The following is a 16656-nucleotide window of genomic DNA, read 5'->3' as shown; positions in this document are numbered from 1 at the left end:
ATTTGAAGATGGTCGTCCGATGAAAATAAAAAGCACCAGAGCATTAATCCTTTTTGTCGCTATCTGTTTGGGATTGCTGCTGTTGGGTTACCAAAGAGTACAACATTTTGCCGATCAGCCTTTGGCTATCCAACAAGAAACCTTCTTCAAACTTCCTGCTGGCACCGGGCGAGTGGCGCTGGAGAACTTGCTGCAACGCGACGGCCTGATTAAAAACACCCGCTGGTTTCCCTGGTTGCTGCGGCTTGAACCAGAGCTAGCCAAATTCAAGGCGGGGACTTATCGGTTTACCCCCGGAATGACGGTGCGCGGCATGCTAGAACTGCTCGCCAGTGGCAAAGAAGCACAATTTACCGTGCGCTTTATTGAAGGTAAACGGCTGCGTGATTGGATGGATGAATTACAACAATCAAAATATATAAAGCATGTATTGGATGGGAAGAGTGATGCTGAAATCGCGCTATTGTTGGGGTTGAATGACAGTGAACACCCAGAAGGCTGGCTCTACCCGGATACTTATTCCTATACCGCTGGCACCACTGATTTGGCATTACTCAAACGTGCCCATGTGAAGATGGAAAAAACAGTCGATGAAATCTGGCAAGGGCGTGATAAGTCATTGCCTTACAAAACCCCGGGCGACTTAGTCACTATGGCGTCCATCATCGAGAAAGAAACGGCAGTCAATGAAGAACGAACCAAAGTGGCGTCGGTATTTATCAACCGGTTACGCATTGGTATGCGCCTACAAACAGACCCAACCGTCATTTATGGCATGGGGAATAACTATAATGGCAACATTAGTCGTAAAGACTTAGATACTCCAACGCCTTATAATACCTATGTGATATCCGGTTTGCCGCCGACCCCCATTGCAATGCCGGGGTTGGCATCGCTCATGGCTGCCGCTCATCCGGCTAAAACGGCTTATCTCTATTTTGTGGCAGACGGCAAGGGCGGTCATACTTTTACCACCAATTTAGCCAGCCATAACCAAGCGGTGCGGGTTTATCGTCAATCGCTAAAGGATAAAAATGAACAGTAAATTTATCGTTATTGAGGGGCTTGAAGGGGCAGGGAAAACCACCGCCAGAGATACCGTGGTTGCTACGCTGCATGCCCAAGGGATTAACGATATTGTCTTCACCCGGGAGCCAGGGGGAACGCCGCTGGCAGAAAAACTGCGTGACTTGATAAAGCAAGGTATTGACGGCGAAGTTCTGACAGATAAAGCCGAAGTGCTGATGTTGTATGCTGCCCGAGTGCAATTGGTTGAAAATGTGATTAAACCTGCGCTGGCGCGCGGCAGTTGGGTGGTGGGTGATCGCCATGATTTGTCATCGCAAGCTTATCAGGGCGGTGGGCGTGGGATTGATAGCAACCTCATGACATCTCTGCGTGACACCGTATTAGGTGAATTTCGCCCAGACCTGACACTGTATCTCGATTTGCCACCGGTGATTGGGCTAGCGCGCGCGCGGGCTCGTGGTGAATTAGATAGGATTGAACAAGAGTCATTGGCCTTTTTTGAGCGCACCCGCGCACGTTATCTTGAGTTGGCTGCCGCAGACTCAAGCATCAAGACCATTGATGCTTCTCAACCACTTGAGCAAGTCAGTGAATCTATTAGCCGGGTACTTAAGCAATGGCTGACTCGCCGAGAAACAGCGTAATGAAATGGTATCCATGGCTTACCGCGCCTTATCGTCAGTGGGTTGGACAGCAGACGGCCGGGCGTGGTCATCATGCATTATTACTGCATTCTTTGCCCGGGAATGGCGAGGAAGCGCTGATTTATGGTATCAGCCGTTGGTTAATGTGCCAGCAGCGGCAAGGTGAGAAAAGCTGTGGCGAATGCCATAGTTGCCGCTTGATGTTGGCGGGTAATCATCCGGACTGGTATGTGCTGGCCCCGGAGAAAGGCAAAAATAGCATCGGTGTAGAGTTGGTGCGCCAACAGATTGAAAAACTCTATTCTCATGCTCAGCAGGGCGGGGCAAAAGTTGTGTGGCTGCCTCATGCCGAGTCACTGACTGACGCGGCGGCCAATGCGTTACTCAAAACTCTGGAAGAGCCGCCAGAGAAAACCTATTTTCTGCTCGATTGCCATCAACCCGCCAGTTTGTTAGCGACATTACGCAGCCGCTGCTTTTACTGGCATCTGGCCTGCCCGGATACCGCGCTCAGCTTACAATGGCTGCAACGGCAGATTCCGGCAGAACCGATTTCGATGCTGGCGGCACTTAAATTAAGCGAGGGCGCACCGTTGGCGGCTGAGCGCTTGCTCCAACCCGAACTCTGGGCCATCAGAACGGCCTTGTGTAGCGCGCTGAGCAGCGCCCTGAACAGTTCGGATTTACTGTCGCTATTACCGCAGCTTAATCATGAAGATGCCCCAGAGCGCTTGCAATGGCTCTCTTCATTGGTGCTGGATGCTTTGAAGTGGCAGCAAGGTGCAGGTGAGTTTGCGGTTAATCAGGACCAATTGCCGTTGGTGCAGCAATTGGCACAGATGGCCACGACACCTATATTGCTTCATTCAGCCAAGGCGCTGGGCCATTGCCGGCATCAATTGTTATCCGTGGTCGGTGTCAATCGTGAGTTATTACTTACCGAGCTTTTGCTCAACTGGGAAAGCGCCCTGACCGCGGGGTCTTACTCCACATCACTTTAATTGAGTTTAATATGTTGTTAATAGATTCTCACTGTCATCTTGATAGCCTTGATTACCAGACGCTACACAGTAGCGTCGATGATGTATTAGCCAAAGCGAAAGCTCGGGATGTGGGTTTTGTGCTCGCCGTAGCCACTACATTACCGGGCTTCTCCGCCATGACGGCACTTATCGGTGAGAGAGAAAACGTGGCGTTTTCATGTGGCGTTCATCCACTGAATCTTGATGGCGGCTATGATTTTCAGCAGCTTGAGATTTTAGCCGCGGCAGATAATGTGGTGGCGATGGGGGAAACTGGGCTGGATTACTTTTATCAGCAAGACAATATCACACTGCAACAAGCTTCGTTTCGTGAACACATTCGGGTTGGGCGTAAATTAAATAAACCAGTGATTGTGCATACCCGCGATGCGCGCGAAGACACACTCGCGATTTTGCGTGAAGAACAGGCGCAAGAGTGTGGCGGGGTTTTACACTGTTTTACAGAAGATAAAGCGACCGCAGCCACCTTATTGGACCTCGGCTTTTATATCTCTTTCTCGGGTATTCTCACTTTCCGCAATGCGGAGCAACTGCGTGATGTTGCGCGCTATGTGCCGTTAGACCGGTTGCTGGTCGAGACCGATTCGCCGTATTTGGCTCCGGTTCCGCATCGTGGTAAAGAGAACCAACCTGCCTATGTCCGTGATGTTGCAGAGTATATGGCAGTTCTCAAAGGCGTCAGTCTTGAATCCTTGGCTCAAGCCACTACGGATAACTTCTGCCGGTTATTTCATCTGGACTCGTCAATACTCCACAGCGAAACGCGCTAATTTCCTTAAGAATACTTTTTTTTAAGCTCGTAATTAATCGCCGAAACGAGTAATGTTCTCACCCGATTTATTGGGTGAGGGCAGCTAATATTGACGTTTTTTTACAAAAAATGCGCTATCTGAAGCAAATTAAGCGCTTTCTTGGAAGAAACGTGACTGCCATCAAACATTAAGCAGGCTATTTATTTTACTCTTCGTAAAAATTAAAGGGGTGCTTTAGACACCCTGATTCGCAAAGGCTTACTCCCCCCTTTGTAATGCCAATAAACGCGAGAAAAAGCAGTAAAAGCACTATTACTCAGGAGCTCACTCACTATGTTTAAGAACGCATTTGCAAACCTGCAAAAGGTCGGTAAATCGCTAATGCTACCGGTATCCGTGTTACCCATTGCAGGTATTCTGCTGGGTGTCGGGTCCGCGAATTTTAGCTGGCTACCATCGGTAGTCTCTCACGTAATGGCAGAAGCGGGCGGTTCCGTTTTTGCTAACATGGCATTGATTTTTGCTATTGGCGTTGCACTCGGCTTTACCAATAACGACGGTGTATCTGCGTTAGCGGCAGTTGTTGCATACGGCATCATGGTGAAAACCATGGCGGTGGTAGCACCATTGGTCTTGCATCTGCCGGCAGAAGAAATTGCTGCCAAGCATTTAGCTGATACTGGGGTACTGGGCGGGATCATTGCAGGTGCAATAGCGGCCTACATGTTTAACCGCTTCTATCGTATCCAATTACCTGAATATCTGGGCTTCTTTGCGGGCAAACGCTTCGTTCCGATTATCTCTGGTTTCACAGCGATCTTCGTGGGCGTGATTTTGTCCTTTATATGGCCGCCAATCGGTACTGCTATCCAGACTTTCTCTCAGTGGGCAGCATATCAGAACTCCGTAGTCGCTTTTGGTATCTACGGCGTCGTAGAGCGTGCGTTGGTTCCATTCGGTTTACACCATATCTGGAACGTACCATTCCAAATGCAAATTGGTGAATACACCAACGCAGCGGGCCAGGTATTCCACGGTGACATTCCACGTTACATGGCCGGTGACCCAACTGCGGGTAAACTGTCTGGTGGTTTCCTGTTCAAGATGTACGGTCTACCCGCCGCAGCCATTGCCATCTGGCATTCTGCTAAACCGGAAAACCGGGCGAAAGTGGGCGGGATTATGATCTCCGCAGCACTGACCTCATTCCTGACCGGTATCACCGAGCCAATCGAATTCTCCTTCATGTTCGTGGCGCCAATCTTGTATGTTATCCATGCGATTCTGGCCGGTCTGGCTTTCCCAATCTGTATCCTGCTTGGGATGCGCGATGGTACCAGCTTCTCCCACGGTCTGATTGACTTCATTGTACTGAGTGGCAACAGCAGCCGTATCTGGTTGTTCCCGCTGGTGGGTATCTGCTACGGTCTGGTGTACTACACCATCTTCCGTGTGCTGATCGCTAAACTGAATTTGAAAACGCCGGGTCGTGAAGACATGACAACAGAGCAAACTGTACAGGGTGGCACTGAAATGTCAGCGGCACTGGTCAATGCGTTTGGTGGTAAAGAAAACATTACTAACCTGGATGCCTGCATCACTCGTCTGCGTGTCAGCGTGGCGGATGTGTCCAAGGTTGACCAAGCGGGTCTGAAGAAATTGGGTGCTGCGGGCGTAGTGGTCGCAGGCTCAGGTGTTCAAGCTATCTTCGGGACGAAATCTGATAACCTGAAAACTGATATGGACGAATACATTCGTAACCATTAATTCAGGTCTGGGGAGTGCAAAAGGGCGGCGAAAGCCGCCCTTTTTTTGTATTCAGAAAAGCTTTGCATGGCCCACAGTTTACTGTTTCTAATATATTACTTATTCATTTTTAAACTTCTTGATAAGTAATCTCTGCTTGGGGAAATCAATGGCTAAAGCGAATTCATTCAGGAAGTTATTGCCAATTAATCCATCGGTATCCATCTGATTGAACTGCCCATCTAGCAGCACTGCATTAAAACCAATCTCTGTTGCACCTATTTCGTTAAGCTGAAAATCTGATGCCACGCAGCCTTTATGATCCATTTCTTTCATGACTGTTTGGCAGGATAGGCTAACAGCTGGCGATTTAAGCCGTTCTTTAAAAAATACAGACACTGTTGCGCCGGTATCCAAAAGCATATTGTATTCCTTAGCATTTTTTACGACTTTGATTTCAAGCCCTTCTGGCGTCAACCTCAGTGGCAGTGATGTCCACCCATCAGCCATATTAATGCCCAATACATGAGTATTATCCGCGACAGACAAACGCTGTTTTTGGTAATCAATCAGTACTGCCTTACCTTTGAATAAATCTAGCCCAATCATCATTGAATGAGGGGGCGTGCTATCAGAGTTGAGAACCATACCCTGAGGGGTGTTTACCGATATCCCTTTTACATTCTTAAATTCCATGCCATTGATTGAAAGTTTTGGAATGTAGAACTTATCGTTAAGAAATACTTTGCCGGTCAGGTCTGTTGTGCGATGTTTTCCTGGTTCAGGTATCAAGCCCGGAAGTTGTGCGATAACATCTTTGAATAAGTGCAGAGCAATTAAGGCCCCGGTATCGATCATGAAATTTTGGCGCATCCCATTGATTTCAATATTGACTATGGGGGTTGCGGTATCATCCCACTTAAACGGCATATGCATGACTTTTTCCGAAGTGATGGCATGGAGTGCTGTCGGAGTGGCGAGAGCAGAGAAGAGAACGAACGTCATCGCGGTAATGTTTTTATTGGGTAAAAAGTGCATAAGGGCTTTCCTTTTCCTTTTCCTTTTCCATTTCAGCATTTTTGCTGAGGTCAAACACCCGATCCGCCATGGCAATCATTGTTGGGCGGTGGGCGACAAAAATTCGGGTTATCTTCAATGCGCGCAGCGAATCATTAATTCGGGCTTCGTTGTCGATATCCAGGTCACTGGTGGCTTCGTCGAGAAATAATATTCGCGGGCGTTTGTATAAAGCGCGGGCCAGAGAAATGCGTTGGCGCTGCCCACCTGACAGGGCGCTGCCCATATCGCCGACCATGGTTTCATATTTCATCGGCATGGCGTCAATCTCAGTATGAATTGAAGCGAGGCGCGCGCATTCACACGCCCATTCATTGTCAGGATGAATATCAAACGAGCTGATGTTATCGAGCAAAGACCCCGCAAATAGTTTGTCCTCTTGCAACACGTAGGCGATATGTTTGCGGTAGGCAGTAAGGCCTAATTGCCGAACATCGACACCGTCTAGTAAGATAAAACCGCTTTTTTGTGGAGCTAAACCACCTAGTGCTTTGAGGAGTGTCGATTTGCCGCAGCCTGATGGCCCAATGATGGCAATGCTTTCACCGGCTTTGATAGACAAACTCACATGTTCAAATACGGCAGGTTCGCCGTCACCATAACGGTAGCTTAGATCTTTAACTTCAATGCTGGCAGCAAGGGAATTGGCGGGAGTCAAATCGGCCTCGCCGGTATCCTGTTCAGGTGTGGCTAGCGCGACTTCTGACAAGCGCTCACTGTGCATATCAATCAAGCGGAGCCGGATAATTGAATCAACAACCCGAATAGCGCGAGTGACGTACATGTCCGAGTAAATTAAGAAGGCAAATAGCATGCCGGTGGTGAGAGTCCCGCCATCAATCAGCTTTGCCCCTAACCACAGTATTATTGCCGAAGACAGCCCGATTAATAACAAGCCCACTGTCTGTGTCGCCAAGTCTATTTTGAACAGATAGATTTTTGCATTGGCTTCATTGATCACGAGATTGATCCAGTCGGATCGGCGGCGCTCCGCCAAATTGAAAATTTTCACGCAGGCAATGCCGCGCACGGTTTCGAGGAAATGTGATTGTTGTTTTGCCTCGTGAGCAATGGCCTCCAAATTGGCAGAGCGATAGGCACCGAAAAGAAAAAATTTGATAGCTGCATAAATAATGGATATCAACACGGCGATTGCCGCGAGGTAGCCATCATAGGCCCACATCAAAAATAACAGCCCGATGACCACCACAATATCCAACAGCGACGCAACCATCTCGGCGGTAAAAGCATCTTGTACCACTGACAGGGAGTTAAAACGCGACCTGACATCACCAATATGGCGTTTTTCAAAGTAGGAAACGGGCAAGCGGATTAAATGGCTAAAAAGCCCGGAGTTCCATTGAATCCCCAAGGTGTATTTAATAGACATCACCATCCAGGCGCGCACCAGACTGAGCAAGGCTCTAAAGATTAATAAAACAATCACCCCCCAAGCTATCAGCGAGACTAAATGAATATCGCCAGACCTTAACGCCATATCGAGAGTAAATTGAGCCGCTAATGGAACGGCCATAGCAAGAAGTTCGATGCACAATGAGAGGGCCAATATATGTGCTAAAGCGCGTGGCAGGCCGGATACGTTTTTGAACATATCCAGTAGGCGGATAGTCTCTCTTTCAGTCCGGCGTTGAAAGTGCTGATTAGGCCAAATTTCCAATGCGATACCGGTAAAGTGTTGAGATAGCTCAGTCAGAGAGATTTTTCTCTCACCTTTAGCTGGGTCAATAATAGTGGCCCCGTGGCGAGAAAACTTCTTTAGCACCACAAAATGGTTAAACGACCAATGCAGAATGCAAGGTGTCTTGAGTTGGCGGACTGAGCCTAAATCCGCCCGCACCGGACGTGAACCTAAGGATAACCGGTCTGCCAACACGATAAGATCGCGCAGACTCATGCCTTTCAGAGAAACTTGATAATGCTTCCGCAGTGCCTGGAGATCCATATTAAGGCCGTAATATCCGGCAACCATCGCCATGCAGGCCAGCCCGCACTCTGTTGCTTCTGTTTGCATCATCACCGGCAAACGCTGTCGCAGGGCTTCAAAGTAACCTTTCATAGCGACTATCATGCGGCTTCTCCAGAGTGTTCTTGAGGTATGTTGCGAGCCCCTTTTAGAGGTAAAAGGAGCCATTCATAGAGAGGCCGTTTTCTGATGAAAACATCTGTTTTAACACCGATTCCCGGCCGCAAGGGGTAGGTTTTACCGGCCATAACGACATTATTGTTCGTAGGGACTATCCGCACTTGAAAATAATGTCGCGATGGTTGATGAGCTTGCTTTTCGCTTATGTCTAAACGCTGTTCGACGGACGCAGTGGATATTGACCTTACAATGCCATCATATTGCCCAAACCACTGATAGGGGTAGGCATCGAACCGTAGTCTCACTGCTTGGCCTTCACGTAATTCGCCGATGGTATCCGCAGTGGCAAAAATTTCCACTTCGGCTTTCCCTGATGTTGGCACAATACTGGCCAATTCTTGCGCGGCTCGAATGGTGTTGCCGGCAAACCCTGTAATGCCGGTTAAGGTGCCATCAATCGGAGACGTAATATGCAGTTCTCGCTCTCTTTCCGTCGCGATTAAATCTTGATCCAACTGTGCCGTTTGCCGGCGTAGCCTTTCCAGTGAAACGTCAACTTCGCTATGGATAGCCGCTAACCGTGCTTTAATGCTGATGGTTTCTCCTTGTAGCTTTACCTTTTCCCGCTGGTAAGCTTCGAGCTGGACAGCGGCACTGTAATACTCGGACTGGCGTGCCATATGCTCCGTCTCAAGAGCTATTCCTTGCCTAACCAACGTTTTGAAATGTTGTGCTTTTTCCAGTAACCATGAGGTTTGTTGCACCGATTTGGCAATCAAGTGGCCCATTTTTTGCTGTTCGGCGTCTTTATTTTTTAACATCTGCAGAAGGTGGCTTTTCTCGATGTCTGCTGCTGCAGATTTGAGTTTTATCTCCTGTTCAATAGCCGTTTTCTGCGATTTCAGTGCTGCGGTTATTTCACGGTTTGTTGCGCCAAACTCGGTCTGGGTTTCCATACTGATGATATAAATCACTTCGCCAGCACGAACGATTTTCCCCTCTTCAGCCAGGCTGCTAATAATAATCCCATCCCGTGGGGCGGTTATCCGTGCCACTGCAGGGTGATGAACAACAGATCCGGCGAGGCGGGCTTTTTGGGTGTAAGTCCCCACCACCAAGAATGCTATCAAACTGGTAATCAACACCAGCGCCAGCATGGCCCAAACAGAAGCACCTACTGGGATAATAACTTGTGGGCTACCCAGCCAATGATGTGCTCTGTGCTCTAGCGCTTCCTGTCTGAAAATCGCGGTTTTTTCGATCAATTTATTGGCGCTCCCTCACCCTATATTTCAAAAGTCATGCCCTAATTGCTGCCATAATACGTTCTTCTTTGATGCCCATATTGAGTAAGTGGGCAGATGAGCGGCTCAGGAAAGCCCTCATGGAATAACAATAAATAGACTTGTGTTTGAAGCGATCCTCGGTGGAAAAACGATTTACGATGCGCCCACCGGCACAAATATTCTCCCAAATGCAACCTTCGCATTCCGTGGGTAATGATTGTCCGATTGATGAATATTCTTGAAACTGCGGGCTAGCGAAGACATTAGATAGATTGACTTCAGAAAGATGACCAATGGGGTTAAACATTCTGTCTGATGTTGACCGCAAGGTATCGTCCACCCGGACAAAGCCATCGGAACTGACGGTCAGGGCGTAGACACCGGTAATATTGGGTGTGTGGCCTAAGACGCCCGAATTTTTTTGCCCCAATAGGCTGGCGATATGGGTTTGAAAGAGTCGGACAAAAATTTTGGCATTATTATCTTTCACCCACTCATCCAGCGCTTCGTTGAGAAAACGCCCTATACCGACAGCATCAGGATGAGCATCTTTGTAAGAGTCATCAGGTATTAGGAAATCAAAACTATAAACACCTAACTCATCAACGAAATGTCGATATATTTCGGCACCATTTGCCTGAGCATTCGTGACACATAAAATACCGGGGTCTGAGGGGAGTCGCCCTTGTTGATAGGCGTTTTGGAGTATACGGAGGCCACGAACGGTGTTCTCATATGTGCTGCGCCCTTTGGTATCCAGGCGGTGCCTGTCATTAATATGCTTAGGGCCATCAATAGAAATACTCACATTCACGGAATATTTCTCAAATATCGCTATCCATTCATTGTCAATTAACGTGGCATTGGTTTGTAAAGCAAGTCTGATATTTGAGCCACAGTAATTCCCTGAAATCAATTGAATACACATATCCGTGAAATTTTCTTTTTTCATCAGTAGCGGTTCACCACCATGAAAATCAATTTGTACTGTGCCAATTTTATATTCCTGACACGCTCGCTGTAAAAAACAGACTAAATGGTGAATATTTTTATTTGAGAGTCTGGCCGGACTATCGTCAGCGGCTGAGTTTCCTTTATTAAAAACATAACAATAATCACAATTTATATTACAGCGCTCGCTGATTTTTAATATTATTTCAAGATGTCGAATGTTCTTTTCAATTAATAAATTAAGCATAACTCTACCCTCGCTTCCAGTGATTACTTCCATACTGGACAGTGGATGAGTTTACAAAAGGGCCACCTGCGGTGGCCCCACTGGGGGATTAAAAACTTCTTGACCAGTTCCCAAACGCTTTTATCCCAGCTATCTGTTCAAGAACATCTTCAGTCAGACGTTGAGGCTGGCTTTTTTTTTGCGCCACTGACATCAATGACGGTTTTAGTTTCAATGATTTCTTTTTGTAAACGAGACATAGGTTATTCCTCCATTGATTCTGAATGCCAGGAAACCACCTCCTGACATGTCCATTAAGGAACGTATTTTCACATTCGTCTTTGTTTTAAAATTATCAAAATAAATTAACCATATAAATTTAATATTATGGATTAATGTAATTTTGTATCCTTTAACTTTCCTTGAAATATGAATATCATTTAATTAAACCCATCGTCAAGAAATAACTTTTAAATTTTTATTGGATTAATGGTTATAGGTAAATAACATCATAAAATGATAGAGTTAATTAAATACATTAGAGTTTCTCTGTACTGTTGCATGGAAATACAAATTAAATATCCATATGAGAGTTAAATTTTATCCGCTATGTAATTAATATTTATTTTGAATTTGTTTTATATTAATTATAGTTATTCCGGTTCCAGCCAGGTTGTCTGGAAATCAAACCAACCTAAATTATTCAAGTGTGCGCCTTGGGCTTGTTCCGGGGCTTTTAAGCGCATCCAATGGTGGAATAAAGGTTGTAACCACCCACTGCCGATAACCTCTCTGATCAATTGTTCGCTACCGAGGGATTGATTGCGCCAATTGTGTAGCGAGGTTTGCAACTGAGCGCCATCACCGCCAGTCATACATTGACGCAGCAGTGGGGAGCCCAATAACCATGCGCCAACATTCCATTCTTCGGGAACCGCAAAGTTCACTGTGCCTAGCCATAAATCGACATGGGCCTCGCCCTTGGCCCAAGTGATGTAATCCAGCTCTATTACCGCCAATTTAATCCCCTGAGCTGCCAGAATATGAGTCATTTCAGTTACCAGCATCGCGTATTCTGGGTGCTGAGCATGATAAGCCAGAGTTAGCACCGGCATATCCTCTGATTCTACCGCGTGGTCAATGGGGAAAGGAGCGCATTCTTCCCCTGAGTCTATGCCGTGAAACCAGGTGGGTAAAACACTGGTAGCGGGTACCCAGAAGGGGCGAATAGGGGCAATTAGAGGTTGGATGAGATGATAAGGATTGAGTGTTTTTCGCAACCAGCGGCGCTGTTTAATGCTGTGCCAGTGCGGTGAGCGGCTGTCACACAGCAAAAAATACCCGCCGCGTTCCAGAAACATCTCTTGCGTTGAGTCTGAGGGTTTACCGGTCAGGCTGGCGGCAGAGCCAGACACATAATCAATATCACTGATACTGGAGCTCAGCCAGGTGGCACTTTGGATATTTGCCATGCTCAATTGCTCTGATAACACGGTGGGCGTGCCAGAGGGCGGGCGGGCTAAATCCGGGAAGATAAGCACTTCAACTTCATCCAGCAGGCCACGAAAACCAAAATAGTGGTCAAAGGATTTCATCTGTAAGTGCCAGTCATCATTTTCAGCCACTCGGTAAGGCCCGGTTCCCACCGGGTGAGACGCAAAATCCGGCTGCGTAGCATGATTCTCTGGCAAAATCAGGGCGCTGTGATGGGCCAGTAGCTGGGGTAGGCGGGAGTCCGGCTGATTAAGTTCAATCACCACACTGAGTGGCCCGTGCTGACTGACTTTTTGAATATGCGAAAACAGTGGCAAAGTTGCACTGCGGGTTAATGAGCTGACCACATCACGGCTGGAAAGCTCTCGACCATCATGGAATTGCACCGCAGGGCGTAAATAAAAACGCCAGTGTAATGGATCGAGCATCCGCCATTTGTGGGCTAAATCGGTTGTGACCTCGCCGTCTTCCTCTTTTATCCGTGTCAGTCCGTTAAAAATTTGCCGGACTAAGTGCAATTCAGAACGGCGTAAGGGGGTGCCGGGGTAAAGATTTGACATAGTGCGGTAGTAGGGGATGCGCAGGGCTTGATAGTCATCACGTATCCGATACCCTAACTTGGCCCGCAGCAGGGGGGTAATTAGCTGTTTATCCTCCCCTAATAAGGCAATCGCCTCATTAAAATCACCGGAATCCAATAACTGTTCCGCTTTTTCCATTAAAAGTTGATGAGTATTCCGCAATAGCTGCAAATGTGACCGGCGGCCACGACCCGCTTCTGCTTGCCATATCAGCCAGCCGGCTTGTTGCATCTGAACCAATAATGTCCGCATATGGCGCTTGGTACAGCTGAGTTTATCCGCGAGTTCTTGCAGTGTAATCTCAACCGGTTGTACCCCAACCTGATGAAGTAATCGCAAATATTGTTGTTCAAGGCGGCGGCTGGTCATAAAAGAGGAACCTAATTGAGTCAAACTCAGCAGTTTTATATATCATCTTTTTAGCCGATAATTTTCACTACAGCAAGCGTTTGTGCTTTAGCACTTTTCGTCAGGAAAAGGCCGCAGGCAAAGCGCCATGATTATTTGAGGTAAGAAAATGACCCGCTACTTAAATAAAGACACCCAAGTGTGTATTTCTCTGGCCGCCAGACCCAGTAACTTTGGCACCCGTTTTCATAACTTTTTATACGATGCTCTAGACCTCGACTATCTATATAAGGCCTTTAGCACCACTGACTTGGCCGCGGCGATTGGCGGTGTGCGGGCATTAGGATTCCGAGGTTGCGCCATTTCGATGCCGTTTAAAGAGGCGGTTATCCCGATGGTTGATGAGCTGGATGCATCGGTGGCAGCGATTAATTCAGTAAATACCTTGGTGAATACGCAGGGTTATCTGAAAGCCTATAACACCGACTATATTGCCATCGCGAAATTGCTACAGCGCTATCAGGTGCCGGCAGAAACCGTTTTTGCACTGCGTGGCAGTGGTGGGATGGCGAAGGCGGTGGCTTTTGCGCTAAAAAATGCGGGTTTTAAGCAAGGGTTTATTATTGCGACTAATGAAAAAACCGGTCAGAAACTCGCCGAGCAATCTGGTTATATTTATCAGCCCGATATGCAGGGCGTACCGGCCACTATGTTGATCAATGCCACGCCTGTGGGGATGCTGGGGGGGAAAGATGCTGATAGCATGGCGTTTACTGAAGCTGAGGTGGAGCGGGCTAAGGTGATTTTTGATGTGGTGGCCATGCCCGCTATTACCCCACTAATCAGTTATGCTAAAGCACAAGAAAAAACCCTTATTACTGGTGCTGAAGTCTTTGCTATTCAGGCAGTTGAGCAATTTGTGCTGTATACTGGCATTCGCCCGGACCAAGCTTTGTTTGAAAAAGCAGCGGCTTATGCCCGCGCTCAATGATTGAGGTTGAAATCAATAGAAATTGTCGCTCATACTACCCATTCTCCATTTTTATCACTTTCAAGGAAATGCGTTATGGCCGAAGAAACGATTTTCAGCAAAATTATTCGCCGTGAAATCCCTGCTGATGTGGTTTACCAGGATGAACTGGTAACCGCGTTTCGTGATATCGCCCCACAGGCTCCCACCCATATCTTAATCATTCCTAATATTCTTATCCCAACTGTGAATGATGTCACAGCAGAACACGAAGCAACTCTGGGTCGAATGATCACTGTGGCTGCTAAACTTGCAGAGCAGGAAGGTATTGCTGAAGATGGATATCGTCTGATTATCAACTGCAATCGCCATGCAGGGCAGGTGGTTTACCATATCCACATGCATTTGGTGGGCGGTCGTGATTTGGGTTCGTTGCTGTCACATAAGTAATTGAGGTAAGCCTATGCGCCCTGTAAAGGCGTTTTTATTACCGCAGACGCATTTATTACCGCTAATTGTGTTCGCGTGTATAGCGACATTGCTGGGGTGCAGCAGCCCGAAAGGGATTGCGGTGAATAAGCAGCAAACGGTGGTAATGGATTCGTCAGTGTTAACGGCGGGTATTTTGGCTTCTCAACCGGCAATTTCAACATCCGATGGCGATAATGTGACGCGCTCGGTGATTACCAATAGCCAGAATAAACCGATAAAAATAAACTACCGCTTTTATTGGTATGATGCGCAGGGTTTAGACGTGCCGCCACTGGAAGCGCCACGGTCTATTATTATCGCGCCAGACAGTGATGTTGAAATTCAATCAGTTAATAATAATTTTAATGCACGCAGTGCGCGTGTTTATCTATTCTTATAGCCACACTTTGGAGTGGGACAATGAAAAGGTATTTATCTGTGGCTCTGGCGGCACTGGTGCTGACGGGGTGTATAACTCAGCCACCGGTTGAGCCAACTACGCCACCAGTGACCATCGAACCCGTTACGCCCCCTGTGACTGAAACGCCTCCGCCAGTTGACACCGTGCCGCCACCGCCCAAAATGCAGCAGCCGACTGATTGGGCCGCCAGCGTAGAACCCTTAGTTGCGCAAATGGTGAACAGCAATGATGTAGCAACCGGCAGCATATTGCTCCTCGATAGCGTCAAAAATAACACCAATGGCGCGTTGCAAACGGCGAAAGCGACCTCGGCCTTACATCAAGTGCTGTCATCAAATAAAAAGTTTGTATTGATCTCGCCGCAGCAATTAGCTGTCGCTAAGCAAACTTTAGGGTTATCGGAAGAAGATAGTCTCGGCTCGCGCAGCAAAGCTATTGGCCTGGCTCGCTATGTCGGTGCTCAGTATGTGTTGTACAGCGATGTCAGTGGTGATGTGAAGTCACCGACCATTGAAATGCAACTGATGCAGGCGCAAACCGGCGAAATCATCTGGTCAGGTAATGGCCCAGTTCATCGCTGATCCTTCTCTGTATGCGCTCATCGACAGCATCAAACCGGCGGCGAACACCGCCGGCGGTGTTTTTAATCCAGCCGATTTTATTAAGGCAGATTGGTATATTAGCCCGGTGTCCGGTCTGACCGGTGAAAGTTGGCGCATTGTTTATCCATCAAACATTCATCCATCAAACATTCATTCGCTAAACACTGGGCCAAATATTGATTGGCTGGCGCGTGAGCAATCAGTCCAGAAAACTCAGTTAGGTGTGAACCGGCGGCGCGAGCGTAAGTTATTGCAGCATGTCGCGGGTTGCTATTTAGCACCGACGATTATTGCAGCAAATCAGCGCTGGTTAGTGGTCAATTGGCTTGAGGGTGACGTTGTCACTAACGAGCAATTCATTGAATTATCAGCTAATGGTCAGTTAGCACAGCTATTAACCCGTTTGCATCATTTACCTCCCAGTGGTTATCGTCTGGATCTCTGTGCTCAGCTTATCCGTTATGCCCGGCAGATTGATGCCAAACGCCTCTCGCCCAGTTGGTTGCGGCTGCATCAGGATTTTTTACACCGGCCACAGCCCCAACCTGTGAAATTGGCTCCTCTGCATATGGATATTCACCCAGGCAATCTATTAGCAACATCAACCGGTCTAAAACTAATTGATTGGGAATATGCTGCTGATGGCGATATCGCCCTTGATATTGCTGCCTTATTTTGCGGCAATGATTGGTCCGCGCCGCAGCAACAGGCTTTTTTACAGCACTATTGCAGCAATAAACTGGGCTACCATGATATCGACCGCCTATCTCGCCAGGTACGGCGCTGGTTGCCATGGGTTGATTACCTGATGTTGATGTGGTTTGAGGTGCGTTGGCAGCAGAGCGGGAACACTGAGTTTTTGCAATGGGCCGCACCGTTGCGCCAAAGGTTTAATTTATCATTTTGATTTT

General features: G+C 47.6%; 16 protein-coding genes. 10 read left to right on the top strand and 6 right to left on the bottom strand.

What is annotated here, in order from left to right; genetic code table 11:
* Positions 1-19 precede the first annotated feature (19 nt).
* The 5 genes from mltG to ptsG all read left to right on the top strand — a co-directional run bounded on the left by mltG (position 20) and on the right by ptsG (position 5235).
* Entirely contained in the window at positions 20-1045 is a 1026-nt protein-coding gene (gene mltG / locus DXZ79_RS12205) for an endolytic transglycosylase MltG (RefSeq protein ID WP_038632270.1), read from the top strand.
* Entirely contained in the window at positions 1035-1673 is a 639-nt protein-coding gene (gene tmk, locus DXZ79_RS12200; RefSeq protein WP_038632272.1) for a dTMP kinase, read from the top strand. Before mltG ends, tmk begins: the two co-directional genes overlap by 11 nt.
* Complete coding sequence (gene holB / locus DXZ79_RS12195) at positions 1673-2674, top strand: DNA polymerase III subunit delta' (RefSeq protein ID WP_038632274.1); 1002 nt, start codon at positions 1673-1675, stop codon at positions 2672-2674. The genes tmk and holB overlap by 1 nt, the downstream gene beginning before the upstream one ends.
* A gap of 11 nt (positions 2675-2685) precedes the next feature.
* Entirely contained in the window at positions 2686-3486 is an 801-nt protein-coding gene (locus tag DXZ79_RS12190; RefSeq protein ID WP_038632276.1) for a metal-dependent hydrolase, read from the top strand.
* A gap of 315 nt (positions 3487-3801) precedes the next feature.
* Positions 3802-5235: a PTS glucose transporter subunit IIBC gene (ptsG, locus tag DXZ79_RS12185; protein WP_038632278.1), complete on the top strand. Its 1434-nt coding sequence runs from the start codon at positions 3802-3804 to the stop codon at positions 5233-5235.
* Between the two features lie 99 nt (positions 5236-5334).
* Here the strand turns inward: ptsG and DXZ79_RS12180 are convergent, their stop codons facing one another.
* The 6 genes from DXZ79_RS12180 to DXZ79_RS12155 form a co-directional block, all read right to left on the bottom strand.
* Complete coding sequence (locus DXZ79_RS12180) at positions 5335-6252, bottom strand: aspartyl protease family protein (protein ID WP_038632280.1); 918 nt, start codon at positions 6250-6252, stop codon at positions 5335-5337.
* On the bottom strand, positions 6233-8380 hold the full coding sequence (locus DXZ79_RS12175; protein ID WP_120011296.1) for a peptidase domain-containing ABC transporter: 2148 nt from the start codon (positions 8378-8380) through the stop codon (positions 6233-6235). Before DXZ79_RS12175 ends, DXZ79_RS12180 begins: the two co-directional genes overlap by 20 nt.
* Positions 8377-9660 (bottom strand): HlyD family secretion protein, encoded by a 1284-nt coding sequence (locus DXZ79_RS12170; protein WP_050291265.1) that lies wholly within the window; start codon positions 9658-9660, stop codon positions 8377-8379. The genes DXZ79_RS12175 and DXZ79_RS12170 overlap by 4 nt, the downstream gene beginning before the upstream one ends.
* A 34-nt stretch (positions 9661-9694) precedes the next feature.
* Positions 9695-10879 (bottom strand): cyclophane-forming radical SAM/SPASM peptide maturase XyeB, encoded by a 1185-nt coding sequence (gene xyeB / locus DXZ79_RS12165; protein WP_162928747.1) that lies wholly within the window; start codon positions 10877-10879, stop codon positions 9695-9697.
* An 88-nt stretch (positions 10880-10967) separates the two neighbouring features.
* The gene (gene xyeA / locus DXZ79_RS12160) at positions 10968-11066 is read right to left on the bottom strand and encodes a XyeA family cyclophane-containing RiPP triceptide (RefSeq protein WP_230852357.1); all 99 of its coding nucleotides are present in this window, start codon (positions 11064-11066) and stop codon (positions 10968-10970) included.
* Positions 11067-11511: 445 nt separating this feature from the next.
* On the bottom strand, positions 11512-13302 hold the full coding sequence (locus tag DXZ79_RS12155; RefSeq protein WP_038632288.1) for an SgrR family transcriptional regulator: 1791 nt from the start codon (positions 13300-13302) through the stop codon (positions 11512-11514).
* Positions 13303-13450: 148 nt separating this feature from the next.
* Between DXZ79_RS12155 and DXZ79_RS12150 the strand changes: the two genes are divergently transcribed.
* From DXZ79_RS12150 to thiK, 5 genes are all read left to right on the top strand, one after another.
* Complete coding sequence (locus DXZ79_RS12150; protein WP_038632290.1) at positions 13451-14272, top strand: shikimate 5-dehydrogenase; 822 nt, start codon at positions 13451-13453, stop codon at positions 14270-14272.
* Positions 14273-14347: 75 nt separating this feature from the next.
* Positions 14348-14701, top strand: a complete 354-nt coding sequence (gene hinT / locus DXZ79_RS12145) for a purine nucleoside phosphoramidase (protein ID WP_005273079.1) — start codon at positions 14348-14350, stop codon at positions 14699-14701.
* Positions 14702-14714: 13 nt separating this feature from the next.
* Positions 14715-15122 (top strand): YcfL family putative periplasmic lipoprotein, encoded by a 408-nt coding sequence (locus DXZ79_RS12140; protein ID WP_038632292.1) that lies wholly within the window; start codon positions 14715-14717, stop codon positions 15120-15122.
* Positions 15123-15142: 20 nt separating this feature from the next.
* Entirely contained in the window at positions 15143-15724 is a 582-nt protein-coding gene (gene lpoB / locus DXZ79_RS12135) for a penicillin-binding protein activator LpoB (RefSeq protein ID WP_038632294.1), read from the top strand.
* The gene (gene thiK, locus DXZ79_RS12130; RefSeq protein ID WP_038632296.1) at positions 15705-16652 is read left to right on the top strand and encodes a thiamine kinase; all 948 of its coding nucleotides are present in this window, start codon (positions 15705-15707) and stop codon (positions 16650-16652) included. Before lpoB ends, thiK begins: the two co-directional genes overlap by 20 nt.
* The last annotated feature ends 4 nt before the right edge of the window (positions 16653-16656 follow it).

The sequence above is a fragment of the Yersinia rochesterensis genome (assembly GCF_003600645.1).
Lineage (GTDB): Bacteria > Pseudomonadota > Gammaproteobacteria > Enterobacterales > Enterobacteriaceae > Yersinia > Yersinia rochesterensis.
This window is presented reverse-complemented; position numbering and strand designations above follow the sequence as displayed.

What these genes read in the sequence shown, in the direction of transcription:
- mltG (WP_038632270.1), top strand. Translation starts at nt 20, where the DNA reads ATGAAAATAAAAAGCACCAGAGCATTAATCCTTTTTGTCGCTATCTGT.
- tmk (WP_038632272.1), top strand. Translation starts at nt 1,035, where the DNA reads ATGAACAGTAAATTTATCGTTATTGAGGGGCTTGAAGGGGCAGGGAAA.
- holB (WP_038632274.1), top strand. Translation starts at nt 1,673, where the DNA reads ATGAAATGGTATCCATGGCTTACCGCGCCTTATCGTCAGTGGGTTGGA.
- DXZ79_RS12190 (WP_038632276.1), top strand. Translation starts at nt 2,686, where the DNA reads ATGTTGTTAATAGATTCTCACTGTCATCTTGATAGCCTTGATTACCAG.
- ptsG (WP_038632278.1), top strand. Translation starts at nt 3,802, where the DNA reads ATGTTTAAGAACGCATTTGCAAACCTGCAAAAGGTCGGTAAATCGCTA.
- DXZ79_RS12180 (WP_038632280.1), bottom strand. Translation starts at nt 6,252, where the DNA reads ATGCACTTTTTACCCAATAAAAACATTACCGCGATGACGTTCGTTCTC.
- DXZ79_RS12175 (WP_120011296.1), bottom strand. Translation starts at nt 8,380, where the DNA reads ATGATAGTCGCTATGAAAGGTTACTTTGAAGCCCTGCGACAGCGTTTG.
- xyeB (WP_162928747.1), bottom strand. Translation starts at nt 10,879, where the DNA reads ATGCTTAATTTATTAATTGAAAAGAACATTCGACATCTTGAAATAATA.
- DXZ79_RS12155 (WP_038632288.1), bottom strand. Translation starts at nt 13,302, where the DNA reads ATGACCAGCCGCCGCCTTGAACAACAATATTTGCGATTACTTCATCAG.
- DXZ79_RS12150 (WP_038632290.1), top strand. Translation starts at nt 13,451, where the DNA reads ATGACCCGCTACTTAAATAAAGACACCCAAGTGTGTATTTCTCTGGCC.
- hinT (WP_005273079.1), top strand. Translation starts at nt 14,348, where the DNA reads ATGGCCGAAGAAACGATTTTCAGCAAAATTATTCGCCGTGAAATCCCT.
- DXZ79_RS12140 (WP_038632292.1), top strand. Translation starts at nt 14,715, where the DNA reads ATGCGCCCTGTAAAGGCGTTTTTATTACCGCAGACGCATTTATTACCG.
- lpoB (WP_038632294.1), top strand. Translation starts at nt 15,143, where the DNA reads ATGAAAAGGTATTTATCTGTGGCTCTGGCGGCACTGGTGCTGACGGGG.
- thiK (WP_038632296.1), top strand. Translation starts at nt 15,705, where the DNA reads ATGGCCCAGTTCATCGCTGATCCTTCTCTGTATGCGCTCATCGACAGC.